The organism is Nonomuraea sp. NPDC049607, assembly GCF_040675375.1.
In the GTDB taxonomy this organism is placed as follows: Bacteria; Actinomycetota; Actinomycetes; order Streptosporangiales; family Streptosporangiaceae; genus Nonomuraea.
Map to the genome: position 1 here is coordinate 63,285 of NZ_JBFAOV010000026.1, position 17,067 is coordinate 80,351.

The 17,067-nt window shown below is 71.0% G+C and carries 14 protein-coding genes, 1 tRNA gene and 1 pseudogene; all 16 read right to left on the bottom strand.

Annotated features, from left to right (window positions below; genetic code table 11):
* Positions 1 to 207: 207 nt before the first annotated feature.
* Positions 208 to 283, bottom strand: a tRNA-Leu gene (locus tag AB0J97_RS36795).
* Between the two features lie 49 nt (positions 284 to 332).
* Positions 333 to 857: a peptide deformylase gene (locus tag AB0J97_RS36800; RefSeq protein ID WP_357708809.1), complete on the bottom strand. Its 525-nt coding sequence runs from the start codon at positions 855 to 857 to the stop codon at positions 333 to 335.
* The gene (locus AB0J97_RS36805; protein WP_357708812.1) at positions 854 to 1,366 is read right to left on the bottom strand and encodes an ACT domain-containing protein; all 513 of its coding nucleotides are present in this window, start codon (positions 1,364 to 1,366) and stop codon (positions 854 to 856) included. The genes AB0J97_RS36800 and AB0J97_RS36805 overlap by 4 nt, the downstream gene beginning before the upstream one ends.
* An 80-nt stretch (positions 1,367 to 1,446) precedes the next feature.
* Positions 1,447 to 2,763 carry an NAD(P)/FAD-dependent oxidoreductase gene (locus AB0J97_RS36810; RefSeq protein ID WP_357708814.1) on the bottom strand — a complete coding sequence of 439 codons (1,317 nt, stop codon included), beginning with the start codon at positions 2,761 to 2,763 and terminating at the stop codon, positions 1,447 to 1,449.
* Positions 2,764 to 2,858: 95 nt separating this feature from the next.
* Positions 2,859 to 3,653, bottom strand: coding sequence for a uracil-DNA glycosylase (locus AB0J97_RS36815; RefSeq protein WP_357708817.1), 795 nt, complete (start codon positions 3,651 to 3,653; stop codon positions 2,859 to 2,861).
* A gap of 18 nt (positions 3,654 to 3,671) precedes the next feature.
* Complete coding sequence (locus tag AB0J97_RS36820) at positions 3,672 to 4,598, bottom strand: hypothetical protein (RefSeq protein ID WP_364097620.1); 927 nt, start codon at positions 4,596 to 4,598, stop codon at positions 3,672 to 3,674.
* A complete protein-coding gene (locus tag AB0J97_RS36825) occupies positions 4,595 to 4,921 on the bottom strand; it encodes a PadR family transcriptional regulator (protein WP_357708822.1) in 327 nt (108 codons plus the stop codon). The genes AB0J97_RS36820 and AB0J97_RS36825 overlap by 4 nt, the downstream gene beginning before the upstream one ends.
* Positions 4,922 to 5,008: 87 nt before the next feature.
* The gene (locus AB0J97_RS36830; RefSeq protein ID WP_364097623.1) at positions 5,009 to 6,430 is read right to left on the bottom strand and encodes a hypothetical protein; all 1,422 of its coding nucleotides are present in this window, start codon (positions 6,428 to 6,430) and stop codon (positions 5,009 to 5,011) included.
* Positions 6,431 to 6,617: 187 nt separating this feature from the next.
* The gene (locus AB0J97_RS36835; RefSeq protein ID WP_364097626.1) at positions 6,618 to 7,565 is read right to left on the bottom strand and encodes a Ppx/GppA phosphatase family protein; all 948 of its coding nucleotides are present in this window, start codon (positions 7,563 to 7,565) and stop codon (positions 6,618 to 6,620) included.
* On the bottom strand, positions 7,556 to 8,044 hold the full coding sequence (locus AB0J97_RS36840; protein WP_364097629.1) for a DUF501 domain-containing protein: 489 nt from the start codon (positions 8,042 to 8,044) through the stop codon (positions 7,556 to 7,558). Before AB0J97_RS36840 ends, AB0J97_RS36835 begins: the two co-directional genes overlap by 10 nt.
* A complete protein-coding gene (locus tag AB0J97_RS36845; RefSeq protein WP_357708832.1) occupies positions 8,034 to 8,444 on the bottom strand; it encodes a septum formation initiator family protein in 411 nt (136 codons plus the stop codon). Before AB0J97_RS36845 ends, AB0J97_RS36840 begins: the two co-directional genes overlap by 11 nt.
* Positions 8,445 to 8,515: 71 nt before the next feature.
* Positions 8,516 to 9,793, bottom strand: coding sequence for a phosphopyruvate hydratase (gene eno, locus AB0J97_RS36850; protein WP_357708834.1), 1,278 nt, complete (start codon positions 9,791 to 9,793; stop codon positions 8,516 to 8,518).
* A 206-nt stretch (positions 9,794 to 9,999) separates the two neighbouring features.
* Positions 10,000 to 11,874: a protein kinase gene (locus tag AB0J97_RS36855; protein WP_364097633.1), complete on the bottom strand. Its 1,875-nt coding sequence runs from the start codon at positions 11,872 to 11,874 to the stop codon at positions 10,000 to 10,002.
* Between the two features lie 75 nt (positions 11,875 to 11,949).
* Entirely contained in the window at positions 11,950 to 12,885 is a 936-nt protein-coding gene (locus tag AB0J97_RS36860) for a MazG family protein (RefSeq protein WP_364097636.1), read from the bottom strand.
* A gap of 4 nt (positions 12,886 to 12,889) precedes the next feature.
* A pseudogene (locus tag AB0J97_RS36865) lies at positions 12,890 to 13,489 on the bottom strand (SurA N-terminal domain-containing protein); the annotation flags it as partial.
* A gap of 23 nt (positions 13,490 to 13,512) precedes the next feature.
* Entirely contained in the window at positions 13,513 to 17,013 is a 3,501-nt protein-coding gene (mfd, locus tag AB0J97_RS36870) for a transcription-repair coupling factor (RefSeq protein ID WP_364097639.1), read from the bottom strand.
* Positions 17,014 to 17,067: the final 54 nt, after the last annotated feature.

Sequence of the window (17,067 nt, forward strand, 5' to 3'; positions counted from 1 at the left end):
GGCGGCCAGTAAGTCCGGCGCGGGCAATTGAAACAGTGTTCTGTTGGGTTTCGTGATGAAAACGGAATCTTCCCGACGCCTCACCACACCGGGTCTTCCCGGCAAACGAGAGGAAGCATTGTGTGACGGGTTGATAGCAGTAGTGAACCATCAGCCGCGACAAGATGCTTCACTCGGAGAAAACCCCAGGTCGGGGACACTTAAGAATGGTGCCCCCGGCGGGATTCGAACCCGCACTACAACCCTTTTAAGGGGTTTGCCTCTGCCATTGGGCTACGGGGGCGCCGCAATCATACGAAACGGACCATGCTTCCGAGGAGCACAACTTCGCATCAGGCGTCACAAGTGTGAAGTCTGCGGTGAAGTGATAGCGCCCCTGACACTCTGTCCAAGAAGAGTAGACCGTCCAGATGGTCCAGTTGGTGCTGAATGCAGCGGGCCTCGAACGCGTCCGCCTCGACGGTGACCGGCTCCCCCGTGCCCGGCAAATGCCCATGTACGGTGATACGCGTCGCCCGCCGTACGTCCGCGGTGAGCCCCGCGATGGACGCGCACCCCTCGCGCCCGCCGTCCCAATGGGAGGCACTCGTGAGGCGAGGGTTGACCAGGACGAGCTCACCGGCCCACGACCGGGCCCGGGGGTGGGCCCAGGCGTTGAAGGCGATCAGCCGCCAGCTCAGGCCGATCTGGGGGGCGGCCAGCCCGGTCATGGCGATCTCGCCGCGCAGGGTCGCGAGGAGGTCGGCGGCGGCCGTCACGGTCTCGGGGGCCGCCGGATCGACCGGCTCGGCCCTGGCCGACAGCGCCGGGTGGGGCGCGCCGAGCACCCGGCGCGGGGTGCCTCTGGCGCCCGTCACAGCAGGTCCGGCTCGACGGGACGGAAGGTGATCTCCGAGTCGAGCCCCGCCCCGACGGCCGCCAGCCGGCGCATGAGGGCCGCGACGTCGACGTCCTTGGGCAGCTCGACGTCGGCGATGAGCACGTAGAGGCGGCCGGTGAGCCGGGTGCTCATGCCGGTGATGTTGCCGCCGTCGGCGGCGAGCACGGCGCTGACGGCCGAGATGATGCCCGGCCGGTCGGGGCCGTGCACGGTCAGGACGTAGCCGTGGCCGCCGCCGTCGTCGCAGAAGTGCCGCCGCGCCTCGATCGCCGAGGCGGAGACCACCAGCTCGGGGGCGCACAGCCGCTTCGTCAGCTCGTCGGGTTCGAGATCGCCGGAGACCAGCAGCATCATCGCCACGTAACCGCCGAGCAGCGTCATGGTCGAGTCCTGGATGTTCGCGCCGCAGTCGGCCAGCGAACCGGTGACGGCGGCGATCACGCCGGGCCGGTCCACGCCGAGCACGGTCACCGCTGAGAGCCCCACCCGTGGTACCCCTTCCGCATTTAGTTCAGGGGTGCCGAAAACGCCCCGGCGATGTTCGCCGGGGCGCTGCCGTGCCTGGGCTAGCGGCGGGTCGTCGCCACCGCGGCCCTGAATCCGTCGCGCGGATGCTCCATCTCACCGAGTGAGATGGTCTCTCGCTTGAAGAACAGGGCCAGGGTCCAGTCGACGACGACACGGACCTTGCGGTTCAGCGTCGGCACCCGCGACAGATGGTAGGTGCGGTGCATGAACCACGCAGGGAAACCGCGCAGCTTCACGCCATAGACATTCGCGACGCCCTGATGCAGGCCCAACCCGGCGACCGATCCGACATACTTGTGCCGGTAATCGACCAGTTCCTCGCCACGCAGGTGACGGACGATGTTGTCGGCCAGCACCTTGGCCTGGCGCACGGCGTGCTGGGCGTTGGGGGCGCAGTACTGGCCCGGGTTCGTCACGTCGGGCACACCGGCCGCGTCGCCGGCGGCGAAGGCGTCGCGGGTGCCGGCGACGGTCAGGGCGGCGGTGGTCTTGATCCGGCCGCGCTCGTCCAGGGGCAGGTCGCTGTCGTTGACGACCGGGCTCGGCTTGACGCCCGCCGTCCACACCAGGGTCTCGGCGTCGAACTCGGTGCCGTCGCTGAGCACGACGTGGCCGCCCTCGCACGACTCCAGCCTGGTGTCCAGCTTGACCTCGATGCCGCGCTCGCGGAGCTGCTCCAGCGTCCACTTGCCCATCTCGGGGCCGACCTCGGGCAGCACCCGGTTCGTGGCCTCGACCAGGACCCAGCGCAGGTCGGCCGGGGTGATGTTGCGGTAGTAGCGGGTGGAGTCCTTGGCCATGTCCTCAAGCTCGGCCAGCGCCTCGACGCCCGCGAAGCCGGCCCCGACCACGACGAACGTGAGCGCCCTGCGCCGCACCTCGGGATCGACGGTCGACTCGGCCACGTCGAGCAGGTGCAGCACGCGGTTGCGCAGGGCGATGGCCTCGCCGACGGTCTTGAACCCGATCCCGATGTCGGTCAGCCCGGGGATCGGCAGCGTTCGCGAGATGGACCCGGCGGCCATCACGATCAGGTCGTAGGCCACCTGACGCGGCTCGCCCTCGGCGGGCTGGAAGGTGACGACGCGCTCGGCGTGGTCGACCTTGGTGACCGTGCCGTTGAGAATGCGCACCTTGGGCAGGATCCGGCGCAGCGGGGCCACCATGTGCCTGGGCGAGAGGTTGCCCGCCGCCGCCTCCGGCAGGAACGGCTGGTAGGTCATGTAGGACTGGGGGTCGATGATCGTGATGCTCGCCTCGCCGCCGCGCAGCTCGCTGCGGAGCCGGCGCTGCAGCCGGAGCGCGGTGTACAGGCCGACGTAACCGCCGCCGACGATCAAAATGTGCTTGTTCATCCTGAGGCCCCATCCCTCGTGGAATGCTTGTGAAAGCATTCACAAGCTTACGTCGGGGTCTTCCGGAGAGTCCAACCCGGGGATGGTGGGACGCGTCACACCGCCAGCGACCTGGCCCGGAGGAAGACGTCGTCCAGCATCTGGGCGGTGACGCGGCCGGTGAAGGTGTTCTGCTGGCTCGGGTGGTAGCAGCCGATCAGGGTGACGGGGACGGAGTCGTACCGGACCTCGACCTCGACGCCGTGGCCGAACCGGGGCCGCACGCGCGGCAGCTCGTAGCCGGCGTCCTTGAGCGCGGGCCACATGGCCTGCCAGGCGAACCCGCCGAGCGCCACCACCGCCCGTACGCTCCCCGCCACCATCGCCACCTCGCGCGCCATCCACGGGAAGCAGGCGGCCTTCTCCTCGGGGGTGGGCTTGTTGGCCGGAGGCGCGCAGCGCACCGACGCCACGACCCGGGTGTCGATGAGCTCCTGGCCGTCGCCGGCGTACGTGCTGGTCTCCTTGGCCGCCAGGCCGCAGCGGTGGAGCGAGGCGAACAGCCAGTCGCCGCTGCGGTCGCCGGTGAAGATGCGGCCGGTCCTGTTGCCCCCGTGGGCCGCCGGCGCCAGGCCCACCAGCAGCACCTTCGGCCGCTCGGCCCCCCAACCCGGGACGGGACGGCCCCAGTACGTCTCGTCCGCGAACGCGCGCCGCCTCACGCGCGCCACCTCCTCGCGCCACTCCACCAGACGCGGGCAGGCGCGGCAGACGGACTGCTCGGCCGTGAGCTCCGCGAGGGTGCCGGCGGTGGAGGCGAGGCGGCGCACGTCCGCGGGGTCGTGGGCCACCGGGGTGTCAGGGGTGGCGGGGTCGCCGGGCCAGCCGGTGCCGGGTGGTACGAAGCTCATGACACCGATGGTGCCCGATCATCCGGTCTTCTTCGGCGCGGGCGTGACGGTGGTCGGCGTGGGCGTAGGGGTGGGGGGTGCCGTGGAGGCCGTCGGGCACGCGCTGGGCGGGGCCGTGGGCATGCCGTTCTCCGCCATCAGCTCCTGCTCCTGGATCAGCGGCAGCGGGTAGCGGTTGAGCACCGGCTCCCCGCACGACCGGTCGACCCTGTAGCCGCGGCTCTCGGGGTCGAGCGTGATCGGCTTGCCGTCCTGGTCGTAGAGGTAGACGTCGGTCAGCGGGCTGCCGTCCTTGGCGTACGGCTTGATGTTGTAGATGTCGAGGCCGCCCCCGACGAGCATCACGTCGGCCGGCGCCGACATCATGACCGGCTGGTCGTCCCCGTCGGAGGCCGCCGCCATGCCGGCGAGCAGCGCCAGCCCCGCCAGCACGTTGACGCCCGTCGCCAGCAGCGCGACCAGGCGCCCCCCGCGGGCCCGGCCGAACCACACCGAGACCCATACGGCCACCGCCACGAGCGCCCACTCCGCCGGGTTCGCCGGGACGACGCCGCCGCGCGCCGTGATCGCCAGCAGCAGCATGGCCAGCAGGTAGCCGCGCAGCACCCACCAGCCGGGCCGCAACTCCGGCAGGAAGGCCGCGAAGCTCCGGTACGGCTTGTGGCGCAGCAGCTCCGCGTGCGCCCGCGCCGCCCACACCCCCGGTCGCGGACGGCGCCTCTGACGGCTCTGGGGACGCCCTCCGTAGGCGGCCACCAGTTCCTCCGCGTACGCGGCGGGCGGCCCGAGCCGATCCTCCAGCGGCAGGTCCGACTCGGCCGCGATCTCGGCCAGATGGTCGTCGAGGTCCTCGATCAGCTCGTCCCGGTCGGGGTGACCGGCCAGGGCGTCGCGGACGGCCTGCGCGTACTGTTCCGGCGTGATCGGTGTGATCGGCGCGGTCATGCGTGCCCCTCCTTGAGCAGGGAATCCATGGTGGCCGCGAACGACGTCCACCGCTTGGCGGAGGCGGCGTACAGGGTACGGCCGACCTCGTTGAGCCCGTAGTACTTGCGGTGCGGGCCCTCGTCGGAGGCCACGACGTAGGAGTTGAGCGCGCCGGCCTTGAACAGGCGGCGCAGCGTGCCGTAGACGGAGGCGTCGCCCACGTCCTCCAGGCCCGCCTCCCTGAGCCTGCGCACGACGTCGTAGCCGTAGCCGTCGCGCTCGTCGAGCACGGCGAGGACGGCCAGGTCGAGCACGCCCTTGAGCAGTTGACTGCTATCCACGCAAAGAAGAGTACTGCGCAAAGCGCAGTAGTGGCAACAAGAGAACCGGGCGGCTCCCCTAGGGTGCCGCCCGGTCACATGATCAGCTTAGGCGTCGACCTTCGGGCAGGTCGCCGAGTAGTTGGCGACCCCCGACGAGGCGGCGTTCGGGCTGACGACGACGAGCTCGATGGTGCCCTTCGTCTCCTTGCTGTTGTGCGTGCCACCGACACCCCAGGTCACGGCGACGTCGCCGTTGACCTGACGCTCCAGGACGTTGACGTCCTTGACGCCGTTGACCACCCAGTAGTACTTGACGGTGGTGGGGCCGGTGCTGTGCAGGGTGGCCGAGAAGTCCACGCCGGGACCACGGTTGTCCGCGCACATGTCGTTGCGGTTACCGGTGACCGACACGGCCGACACGGACGCGGTGGGCTTGGGAGCCTCGCACGCCGCGTACGACTGCGTGATCGAGTCGTTGTTGTTCGGGCCGGTGACCGTCAGGGTGATCTTGCCACCCTTGGCGGCCTCGCCGGTCAGCGCCCGCTCGGGGAGCTCGACGGTCTTCGAGCCGCTGCCCGAGAAGTAGCTCTCGCCCTTGGCGACGGACTCGCCGTTGAGGGCCCAGGTCCACTGGACGCGCGCGGCGCCGGTCGCGTTGACGTTGGCGTGCGCGCCGACCTTGCAGCCGTTGTTGTTGGTGGCCGTCACCAGGTCGGTGGCCGACACCTTCGCAGCGGGAGCGGGGGTCGAGTCCTTGCACCACACCTTGTAGTAGGCGCGGTTGGAGCGGGCGCTGTCGGGGCCGACGATCTCAAGCTGCGCCCAGCCACGCTGGCTGTGACGCGGGGAGATGCCGAAGCCGACCTTGCGCTTGCTCGAGACCCTGACCTTGCCGTAGTCGACGACCTCGCCGTTCAGGATCCAGCGGTAGCGGACCCAGCTCGGGTGGTTGACGCTGATCAGACCGGTGAAGTCGATCTTGTCACCAGGGGTGCAGACGCCCTCGTAGGACGAGGGGTTCGCCCAGGCGCGCGCCGAGACCGACACGTCCTTGTCCGTACGGACATCACCGAGGTCGACACACGAGACCGAGAAGTAGCCCTTCTTGGACGTGACCTTCTTCGGACCGAGGACCTGGACGGCCTCCCAGCCCTTGACGTCACCCTTGAAGGTCACCGACTCCTTGACGGTGACCGACTTGGTGCCGTGGCCCTTGAGCTTGACAACCTGGACCTTGCCCTTGGACCCGTCACCGTGGAGCCAACGGTAGGCGAGCTCGGTCTTGCCCTTGACCGGGACCTTGATCTTGGCCGAGAAGTTGACCTTGACCGGGCAGGAACCCTGGTAGTCCTGGTCGGACGCCTTCGGCGCCGTGACCGACACCTTGGCGGACTTGGCCGCGGTGGCCGTGGTTGCCTTGCCGGCCGCGGACGAGGTCGCCGCCTGCGCGGGACTGGCTACCAGGCCCGCCGCCATGGCGGCCAGCACGGCGGCGGAGGCGCCGAACGCCGCCGCCTTACGTGCCAACCCAACAGACATCATGTGAGAGTGCTCCATTCCGTGAGGGAAAAGACGCGCTCGGGAACGGTCGCCACGCCGGCACCTTCCGTGCACAGCAAAATGGCAAAGCCCCCGTTTTGCGCCTTTACCTAATCACAATAGTGATTGCACACTCAACACGGGACATAGATCGGAAATGTCCGGATTTGGTGGTCTAGCCGGCGAGAGACCAGGCGATTCCGTCCAAGATGTCGTGTTCGCTGACGACGACCTGCGAAAACGCGAAACGGCGCACGATCCGGTCAAGAATAAGGGCACCGGCACCAATCACGTCAACACGTCCGGGATGCATCACCGGAACCCGGGCGCGATCACCATGGGTCATCGCGAGCAGCCGCCGCGTCACCTCGTGGACCTGTTCGGCGGAGATCCTGGAGTGATGGATACGCGTGGAGTCGTAGGCCGGCAGGTCGAGCGCGATGCCCGCGATCGTGGTCACCGACCCGGCCAGACCGACCAGCGTGTGCGCCCGCTCGACGGGCACCGCCTCCGCGACCCGGTCGAGGGCCGCCTCGATGTCGGCGACGACGGCCTCCAGCGCCGGGGCCGGCGGCGGGTCGCCGGCGTCGCGCAGGTGGCGTTCGGTCAGGCGTACGCAGCCGATGTCCACCGACAGCGCGGCCTCGGCGTGCTCGGAGCCGACCACGAACTCCGTGGAACCGCCGCCGATGTCCACCACCAGGTACGGGGGCAGCGGGCCCTGCGGCAGCTCGGTCTCCGGCGAGATGCGCAGCAGGCCCCTGGTCGCCCCCGTGAACGACAGCTCGGCCTCCTCCGCCCCCGTCGCCACCTCGGGCGCCACGCCGAAGATCTCGCGGACGCCGTCGACGAACTCCTGCCGGTTGCCGGCGTCGCGGGTCGCGCTCGTGGCCACCACCCTGGTCGCGACCGCGCCATGCCGGTCGATCAGCTCGCGGTAGGAACGCATCGCCTTGAACGTGCGCTCCAGCGCGTCGGGCGCCAGCATGCCGGTGCGGTCGACGCCCTGCCCCAGGCGGACGATCTCCATCCGCCGCTCGACGTCGTGCAGCAGGTCGTCGCGGACGTCGGCGATGAGCAGGCGCACCGAGTTGGTGCCGCAGTCGATGGCCGCTACACGCATGGTCCGTCACTCCACCAGTCGGGGAGCGCGTCGAGCGCCTCCCTGCCGAACGGGTTGCTCCCCGGCACCGCCAGCTCGTGCGCGACCAGGGCGTGCAGGCACTTCACGCGCAGCGGCATGCCGCCGGTGCTCTGCATGTCGCGGGGCAGCGGCTCCATGCCCTCGTCGTGGGCCGCCTTGTCGCGCCTGGCGACGTAGTCGTCGTGGGCTGCCTGGTAGGCGGCCGCCAGGTCGGGGTCGGTCGCCAGCCTGGCCTGCATCTCGCGCATCAGGCCCGAGCCTTCGAGCGTGCCGATGGCCGAGGCGGCCTTGGGGCAGGTCAGGTAGTACAGGGTCGGGAACGGCGACCCGTCGGGCAGCCGCGGCGCGGTCTCCACCACGTCGGGGTTGCCGCACGGGCAGCGATGGGCCACCTCGCGCAGACCTCTGGGCGGACGGCCGAGCTGCCGCTGGACCGCCTCGACGTCGTCACTTTCCACTGCTGCTCTCCACCGCTCTGCGGCCCGTGCCCTTGTCGGCCGCCTCCACCGACTCCCACAGCGTCTGGTACCACGGGGGCACCTCGACGGGCTGCTTCACGGCCGTCTGCTCCTTGCCCTGGTCGGGCTCCATCACCACGTAGCACTTCTCGCCGGGGCCGCAGAAGTGCAGCCGCTCCTTGGCGGTGCGTTTGATCCAGTTGGGATCGTCGCTCTGTCTGTCGCGCGCCAGCAGGGTCTGCCGCTCGGCCTCGACCCTGGCCTTCTCCGCCTGCAGCTCGGCGATGCTGCGGCGCAGGCTGATGTACTCGCGCACAGGGTAGGCCAGGCTCATCGCGATCGCGCACACCACGACCGCGAGGATGGCGGCCCGCCCGGTCAGCTGCGGCCTCTTCGCCAATGCTGCACACCCCCTTCGACGTACGGCTCGCGGCCGTCAGACCTTCCCCGGCCGCGAGCCGTCAGTCGAAACTAGCGTCGGAACCGCGGAAAAGCCGCGCGACCCGCGTAGCGGGCGGCATCGTCGAGAAGCTCCTCGATGCGCAGCAACTGGTTGTACTTGGCCACACGGTCGGACCGCGCCGGGGCGCCGGTCTTGATCTGGCCGCAGTTGACCGCCACCGCCAGGTCGGCGATCGTCGTGTCCTCGGTCTCGCCGGAACGGTGGCTCATCATGCACCGGTAGCCGTTGCGGTGGGCCAGGTCGACGGCGTCGAGGGTCTCCGACAGCGTGCCGATCTGGTTGACCTTGACCAGCAGGGCGTTGGCGGTGCCCTCGTCGATGCCGCGCGCCAGCCGCTCGGGGTTGGTGACGAACAGGTCGTCGCCGACGAGCTGGACCTTGTCGCCGAGAGCCTCGGTGATGGCCTTCCAGCCCGACCAGTCGTCCTCGTCGAGGGGGTCCTCGATGGACACGAGCGGGTAGTTGGCGACCAGGTCCTCGTAGAAGGCGATGAGCTCCTGCGCCGAGACGCCCTTGCCGTCGATCGTGTAGACGCCGTCCTTGTGGAACTCGGAGGCGGCCACGTCGAGGGCCAGCGCCACGTCTTCGCCCGGCACGTAGCCGGCCCGCTCGATCGCGACCAGGATCAGGTCGAGGGCGTCGCGGTTGGAGGGCAGGTTGGGGGCGAAGCCGCCCTCGTCGCCCAGGCCCGTCGCGTAGCCCTTCTCCTTCAGCACGCCCTTGAGCGCGTGGTAGACCTCGGTGCCCATGCGCACGGCCTCGCGGAACGTCTCCGCGCCGATCGGCGCGATCATGAACTCCTGGATGTCGACGTTGGTGTCGGCGTGCGCGCCACCGTTGAGGATGTTCATCATCGGGACGGGCAGCACGTGGGCGTTGGGGCCGCCGACGTAGCGGAACAGGGGCAGGTCGGCGCTGTCGGCCGCGGCCTTGGCGACGGCGAGCGAGACGCCCAGGATGGCGTTGGCGCCCAGCTTGGCCTTGTTGGGCGTGCGGTCGAGGTCGATCATGATCTGGTCGATGATGCGCTGGTCCTCGGCCTCGACCCCGTTGATCTCCTCGAAGATCTCGTCGGTCACCGCGAGCACGGCCTTCTCCACGCCCTTGCCGCCGTAGCGCTTGCCGCCGTCACGCAGCTCGACCGCCTCGAACTGGCCGGTGGACGCCCCGCTCGGCACGGCGGCCCGGCCGCTGCTGCCGTCGTCGAGCACGACCTCGACCTCGACCGTGGGGTTGCCCCGGGAGTCGAGGATCTCGCGAGCGTAAACGACCTCGATGGTAGCCACGGGTAGCGCTCCTTAAGCGAAAGGCAATATGCCATCAGAGCCTATCGGTACCCCGGTGCACCGGTACGGCACGGTCGCCCCCACGGCCCGGCCGCCGGAACGCGAGCTCGGGCCCGTCGCGGGTCAGCCGGTCTGAGCCCCGGCGCGGACCGGGCGGTCCGTCGCGGGTCAGCCGGTCTGAGCCCCGGGCGCGGGCCCGTCGTGGGTCAGCCGGTCGAGGACAGGCTCCAGGCCTGGAGGCGGCTGCCCGTCGCGACGACCAGCAGCCCGTCGCCCACCGCCAGCCCGGTGACCTTCCGGCCCGGCGCCAGGTCGCCCAGCCGCTCGCCGCGGTCGGCGTTCCACACGGTCACCCCGTCGCCGCCGCCGGCGATCATCCGGCGCCCGCCCGCGGCCGTGACGCCGACGTCCGCCGCGCCCGTGCTGAAGCCGCGCTCGAAGGCGCCGCTGTCCAGGTCGTACACGGCGGTCGAGCCGCCCGTGGTGACGGCGGCCCGGCCGTCGCCCAACGCGGCGACCGAACGCACCTCGCCCTTGCCGAGCAGCCCGGCGGGCGCCCCGACCAGGCCCCGGCCGGTGCCGACGAGGGCCTTGCCGGTGGACTCGTCCCAGGCCAGGGCGGTGACCGGGCCGGTCGCGAGGCGGTCGCTGGCGACGATGCGGTTGGAGGTCAGGTCGAGCGTCACGACCTGACCGTCGGGGCAGCCGATCACCACCGCGGGCTGCTTGCGCCACTGGCCGGACGCCAGCCGGGCCTCCGACCGGCACACCTGGTGCCACACGCCGGGGCGGGCGTCGCCGATGCGCCAGCGCCGCACGATTCCGTCCGTACCCGTCCAGACGGCGGTCTGCCTGCCGCCCACGGGGATCAGCACGAGGGAGCGCACCGGCGTGGGGCCCGCGTCCGGGAGCCGGTCGAGCGGCTCGCCGACGCGCGGGTCCCACACCTCGATCGACCTGCCGGACCTCTCGGCGTAGGCGACGACGGGCGCGCCCTTGTGGTGCCCGATGGCCATCGCCGCGACGTCCGCCCCGGACGCGGGCCCGAACTCGGGGCCGAGCTCGACCCCGAACGCCGCCGGCGCCCCGTTCTGGCCTTCGACGGCGGGAAGACCGGCGTTCCGCCAGAACATGCCGGCCCCCACGCCCAGGACGACGAGCACGCCCACCCCGGCCGCCGCCCACCGCATCCCCTGCCGCGCCTCGGAAGCCGCCGCCCGCACACCCCGCGGCTCATGCGGCGCCCTCCTGGGGGCGTGGCCGCGCGGCGCCGCCGCCGTACGCCCCGCCAACCACGCCAGCACGTCGTCGGCCGACGGCCGCGCCCCCGCCTCCTTGGCCAGGCACGCGCGCAGCACGCCCCGCAGCGGCTCGGGCACCTCGCGCAGGTCGGGCTCGGCGTGCAGGATGCGGTTCATGACTGCGGGGATCGAGTCCCGGCCGAACAGCGGCTGCCCGGTGGCGGCGAACCCGACGGTGGACGCCCAGCTGAAGACGTCGGACGCGGACGTCGCGCTTTCCCCCGCGATCTGCTCCGGCGACATGTACCCGGGCGTGCCGACGACGCTGCTCGCGGTGGTGGAGAGGTCCATGTCCCTGGCGATGCCGAAGTCGATCACGCGGGGGCCGTCCTGGCCCATCAGCACGTTGCTCGGCTTGAGGTCGCGGTGGACGATGCCCGCCCCGTGGACGGCGGTCAGCGCCGTGATCGTGCCGACCGCCAGCCGTTCCAGCTCCGCGCCGGTCAGGGGGCCGCCGTCGAAGACCAGGTCGTGCAGGGACGGCCCGTCGATGAACTCGCTGACGATGTACGGCCGCCCCTCGGCCAGCCCGCTGCCGTAGATCCTGGCCGTACGCGATCCCGCCACCTTGGCCGCGGTCACGCTCTCGCGCAGGAACCGGCGGGTGGCCCGCTCGTCGCCCAGCAGCCGCGGATGCAGGACCTTGACGGCCGCGTGTCCGCCGTCGGCGTCGCGGCCCAGGAACACCGACCCCTGCCCGCCGTCGCCCAGCCGGCCGAGCAGGCGGTAGCCCGCCACCTCCCGCGGCTCCCCCGAGCGCAGCGGCCTCAGCTCCACCACCAGTCCCCCTCGGCTCGCCGGTTCAAGCCCCTCAGGATCCTGGCATTTGGCGACTTGTTCCGACAACCAGGGCGGTCAGGCGTTCGACTCCCACGCGCGTACGCGGTCGCGGTAGGCGCGGGCCGCGGCCCGCAGCTCGGCCTCGGGGTCCAGCCCGGCCTCCTGCGCCCGGCGTACGAGGTCGAACAGCTCCCGCGCCACGCCCTGGCCGATCGCGGCCGCCAGCGCGTCGGGCGCGCCGGCCCGCTCGGCCCGGCGCAGCAGCTGGGCGGCCAGCGCGAGCGCGGGCTGACCCATGGGGACGCCGTCGAGCACCGACGACGACTCCTCGCCCTTGGCCGCCCGCTCGGCCGCCTTGATCGCCTCCCAGTTGTCGCTGACCTGGTCAGCGCTCTCCGCCCGCACCGACCCGAACACGTGCGGGTGCCGCCGGACGAGCTTCTCGACGATGCCGGCGGCCACGTCGTCCATGTCGAACGTCTCGGCCACGCGGGCGTGGAAGACCACCTGGAGCAGCAGGTCGCCGAGCTCCTCGCGGAGCGCCGCGTGGTCGCCCTGCTCGATCGTCTCCAGGACCTCGTACGCCTCCTCCAGCAGGTACGGCACCAGCGACTCGTGCGTCTGCTTGCGGTCCCACGGGCACTCGGTGCGCAGCCGGTCCATCACCGCGACCAGGTCGAGCACCCGCGAGCCGGGCAGGTCGTACGAACCGGGTACGACCTCGATGAGCGGCGGCTCGTCGAGCGCGATGGCCGCGCGCCCGATCGCGCGCATGAAGTCCTCGTCGTCACCGGCGAGCCAGACCACCCGCTCGCGCACCGCCCGCCTGGACAGCGCGACCGCGTCGGGCACGACGACCTCCGCCTCGACCCCGGCGGCGGCCAGATAGGGAAGCTGCGGGTGGGCGTCGGAGCCGGTCAGGACGGGCCCCGAGCGCAGCGCCTGCCAGGCCTGGTCGCTCAGCAGGCCCGGCGCGACCCTGGGCGAGGTGGTGACGACGATCAGCGGCATCGGGCTAGCCCTGCTGCGGCTGCTGCTGCGCCTGCTGGGAGGACTTGCCGAACCGGCCCGGGTCGACGAAGCCCTGCTGGGTGAACTCGCCGTAACGCGGGCTGTAGATCGGCTTGATGCTCGTCAGCTCCTTGACGAACTTCTCCTGGGCCGCCTGGTCCTGGGCGTTGCCGAGCTGGTTGCGCACCTTGACCGCGCCCAGCTCCGCACGCAGGTAGCCGCGCGCGTCGGCCGGGCTGACGCCCCTGGCGATGAGGTTGATCTCGGGCGACTGGTACTGGCCCGGGTCCTTGAGCGCGGCGTCGATCTCGCCCTCGCTGACCTGCACGTTGTGCTTGGCCGCGAGCTGCCTGAACGCGCTCTCGTTCGCCATCCGGTAGAGCACGAACTGGGTGACGGGCACCCCGAGCTGCTCGGCCGAGACGTTGGCGCGCTTGAGCGCGGTCTCGTACTCCTGAACGTTCCTGGTCAGGTCGCGGGCCGAGATGCGCTCGCTCCCGACCACGGCCGCTGCTCCGGCCTCCATGGGCGAAGAGCAGGCGGTCAGCGCGGCGAGTCCTACCGCGCCGGCGGCCACAGCCACTCGAATCGACTTCACATGCGTCCCTTTCCGAACAAAAACCGCGCTTAGCTTACCCGCGCGGGCTCAAGAAACATCGCCTCGACCAGGTCGCCGCACCATTTGAGCAGATCGAGGTCGCGCAACGGCTGCCCGCCCAGCGGCTTGGTCTTGGGAACCGGCACGAGCAGGGTCTCGGCCGCCTGCTTGTAGATGGCCTTCTTGTACAGCCGGTCGAGCCTGACCTGCTGCGACTCCCGCAGCCGCGCCGGGCCGAACTTGATGTTCTGCCCCTGCAGCGTGACGTCGGTGAGCCCGGCCGCCCGCGCCCTGATCCGGAAGCGGGCCACCTCCAGCAGGTTCTCCACCTCCACCGGCGGCTTGCCGTAGCGGTCGGTGAGCTCCTCGCGCACCTCGTCGATGTGGATCGGCGCGACGATGGCCGCGATCCGCTTGTACGCCTCCAGCCGCAGCCGCTCGGAGGTGACGTAGTCGTGCGGGATGTGGGCGTTGATGGGCAGTTCGACCTTGACGTCCTGCTGCTCCTCCTGGACCTCGGCCCCGGACAGCTTGGCCTTCTGCTCCTGCACGGCCTCGGACATCAGGCGCACGTAGAGGTCGAAGCCGACGCCCGCGATGAAGCCCGACTGCTCGGCGCCCAGCACGTTGCCCGCGCCGCGGATCTCCAGGTCCTTCATCGCGACGTACATGCCCGCGCCCATCTCGGTGTGCTGGGAGATGGTGGCCAGGCGCTCGTGGGCGGTCTCGGTCAGCGGCTTCTCGGGCGGGTAGAGGAAGTAGGCGTAACCGCGTTCCCTGCCTCGCCCGACCCGGCCCCTGAGCTGGTGGAGCTGCGACAGGCCGTAGTTGTCGGCCCGGTCGACGATGAGCGTGTTGGCGTTGGGCACGTCGAGGCCGGACTCGACGATCGTGGTGGAGACGAGCAGGTCGTACTCGCGTTCCCAGAAGCCGACCATGATCTTTTCGAGCTGGTGCTCGTTCATCTGGCCGTGGGCCACCGCGATGCGCGCCTCGGGGACCAGCTCGCGCAGCCGCGCCGCCACCCGGTTGATGGAGGCCACCCGGTTGTGCACGAAGAAGATCTGGCCGTCGCGCATCAGCTCGCGCCGGATCGCCGCCCCGATCTGCTTCTCCTCGTACGGCCCCACGAACGTGAGGATCGGATGCCGCTCCTCGGGCGGGGTGAGGATCGTGGACATCTCGCGGATGCCGGTCAGGCCCATCTCCAGCGTGCGCGGGATCGGCGTCGCCGACATGGCCAGCACGTCGACCTGCGTGCGCAGGTGCTTCATGGCCTCCTTGTGCTCGACGCCGAACCGCTGCTCCTCGTCGATGATGATCAGCCCGAGGTCCTTGAACCTGACCTCCGGGCTGAGCAGCCGGTGGGTGCCGATGACGACGTCGACCGCGCCCGACCTGAGCCCCTCCATCGTGCCCTTGACCTCGCCGTCGCTCTGGAAGCGCGAGATCGGCCTGATCGCGATGGGGAAGCTGGAGAAGCGCTCGGTGAAGGTGGACATGTGCTGCTGCACCAGCAGCGTGGTCGGCACCAGCACGGCCACCTGCTTGCCGTCCTGGACGGCCTTGAACGCCGCCCGCACCGCGATCTCGGTCTTGCCGTAGCCGACGTCGCCGCAGATCAGCCGGTCCATCGGGATGCCGCGCTCCATGTCGCGCTTGACCTCGTCGATGGCTTCGAGCTGGTCGCCGGTCTCGGCGTAGGGGAAGGCGTCCTCCATCTCGCGCTGCCACGGCGTGTCGGCGCCGAAGGCGTGGCCCGGCGAGGCCATGCGGGCCGAGTAGAGCCTGATCAGCTCGCCGGCGATCTCCTTGACCGCCTTCTTGGCCCTGGACTTGGCCTTGGCCCAGTCGGCGCCGCCCATGCGGTTGAGCGTGGGCGCCTCGCCGCCGACGTAGCGGGTGACCTCGTCGAGCTGGTCGGTGGGCACGTAGAGGCGGTCGCCCTTGGCGTACTCGATGACCAGGTACTCGCGGGTCGCGCCCTGGACCGTGCGCTGGACCATCTCGACGTAGCGGCCGACGCCGTGCTGCTCGTGCACGACGTGGTCGCCGACCTTGAGCTGGAGCGGGTCGACCATGTTGCGGCGGCGCGAGGGCAGCCGGCGCATGTCCTTGGTGGACGCCTTCTGGCCCACCAGGTCGAGGTGGGTGAGCACGGCCAGGCGCGGCGTGATGAACCCGTGCTCGATCAGGCCGGTCGAGACGTGCACGACCTTGGGCTCGGGCGCCTTGTCCAGGTAACGCTGGAGCCTGGCTGGCACGTCGACGCCCTTGAGCAGCTCGACCATGCGCTCGGCCGGCCCATGGCCCTCGCTGAGCAGCACGACCGCCTTGTCCTCGGCCAGCCAGCCCTTGATGTCGCCCAGCGCCTTGGCGGTGTCGCCCCGGTACGCCTCGGAGTCCTGCGCGTCGAGCTCGACGCCGTTGCCGAAGGGCGCCATCGTCCACCACGGCTGGCCCAGCGAGTCGGCGTGGCCGCGGATGTCCTCCAGCGTGCGGAAGGCCGCCGCGCCCAGGTCGATCGGCGCCTCGCCGCCGGCCGCCGCGTTGATCCAGGACGCCTCCAGGAACTCCTGCGAGGTGCGTACGAGCTCTTCGGCCCGGCCCCTGATGCGCTCGGGGTCGCACACGAACACCGCCGACCTGATCGGCAGGTGGTCGAGCAGCAGGTCCATCTCCCCCGCCAGCACGGGCGCGAACGCCTCCATGCCCTCGACCGGCAGGCCCTCGGCGAGCTGGTCGAGCACCTCGGCGAGCGCCGGGTGCTCCTGGGCCAGCTCCCGCGCCCGCGCCCTGACCTCGCCGGTCAGCAGCAGCTCGCGGCACGGCGGCGCGAACAGGCCGTCCTCGGCCGCCTCCAGCGAGCGCTGGTCGGCCACCTTGAACCAGCGGATCTCCTCGACGGTGTCGCCCCAGAACTCCAGCCGCAGCGGATGCTCCTCGGTGGGCGGGAACACGTCGAGCAGCCCGCCGCGCACGGCCACCTCGCCGCGCTTCTCCACCATGTCGACCCGGTGGTAACCGTTGGTGACCAGCCGCTCGACCACCGCGTCGAGGTCGGCGTCGTCGCCCGCCCTCAGCCTGATGGGCTCCAGGTCGCCGAGCCCCTTGACGATCGGCTGGAGCAGCGCCCTGACCGGGGCGACCACCACGCCGAGCGGGCCGGCGGCGGTGTCGCCCTTGACCGGGTGCGCCAGCCTGCGCAGCACGGCCAGGCGCTGGCCCACGGTGTCGCTGCGCGGCGAGAGCCGCTCGTGCGGCAGCGTCTCCCAGGCCGGGAACACCGCGACCGAGCTGGGTTCGACGAGGCTGGTCAGCGCCGCCGCGAGGTCTTCGGCCTCACGCCCGGTGGCGGTGACGGCCAGCACGGTGCGCTGATCGTGCGCGGCCAGCGCGGCCACGCCGAACGGCCGCAGCGCCGAGGGCGCGATCAGTGAGACGTCGCCGCCCTCTTCGAGCGCGGCGGTCAGCTTCGGGTCGGCCCCGGCCCCCAGGGCAACAAGGTCAAGCAGTCCGGAAAGACTCATCAGATACGCCCACAGCCCCACGACGGCAACACAACTACCCCCGGCCGGGTAAGG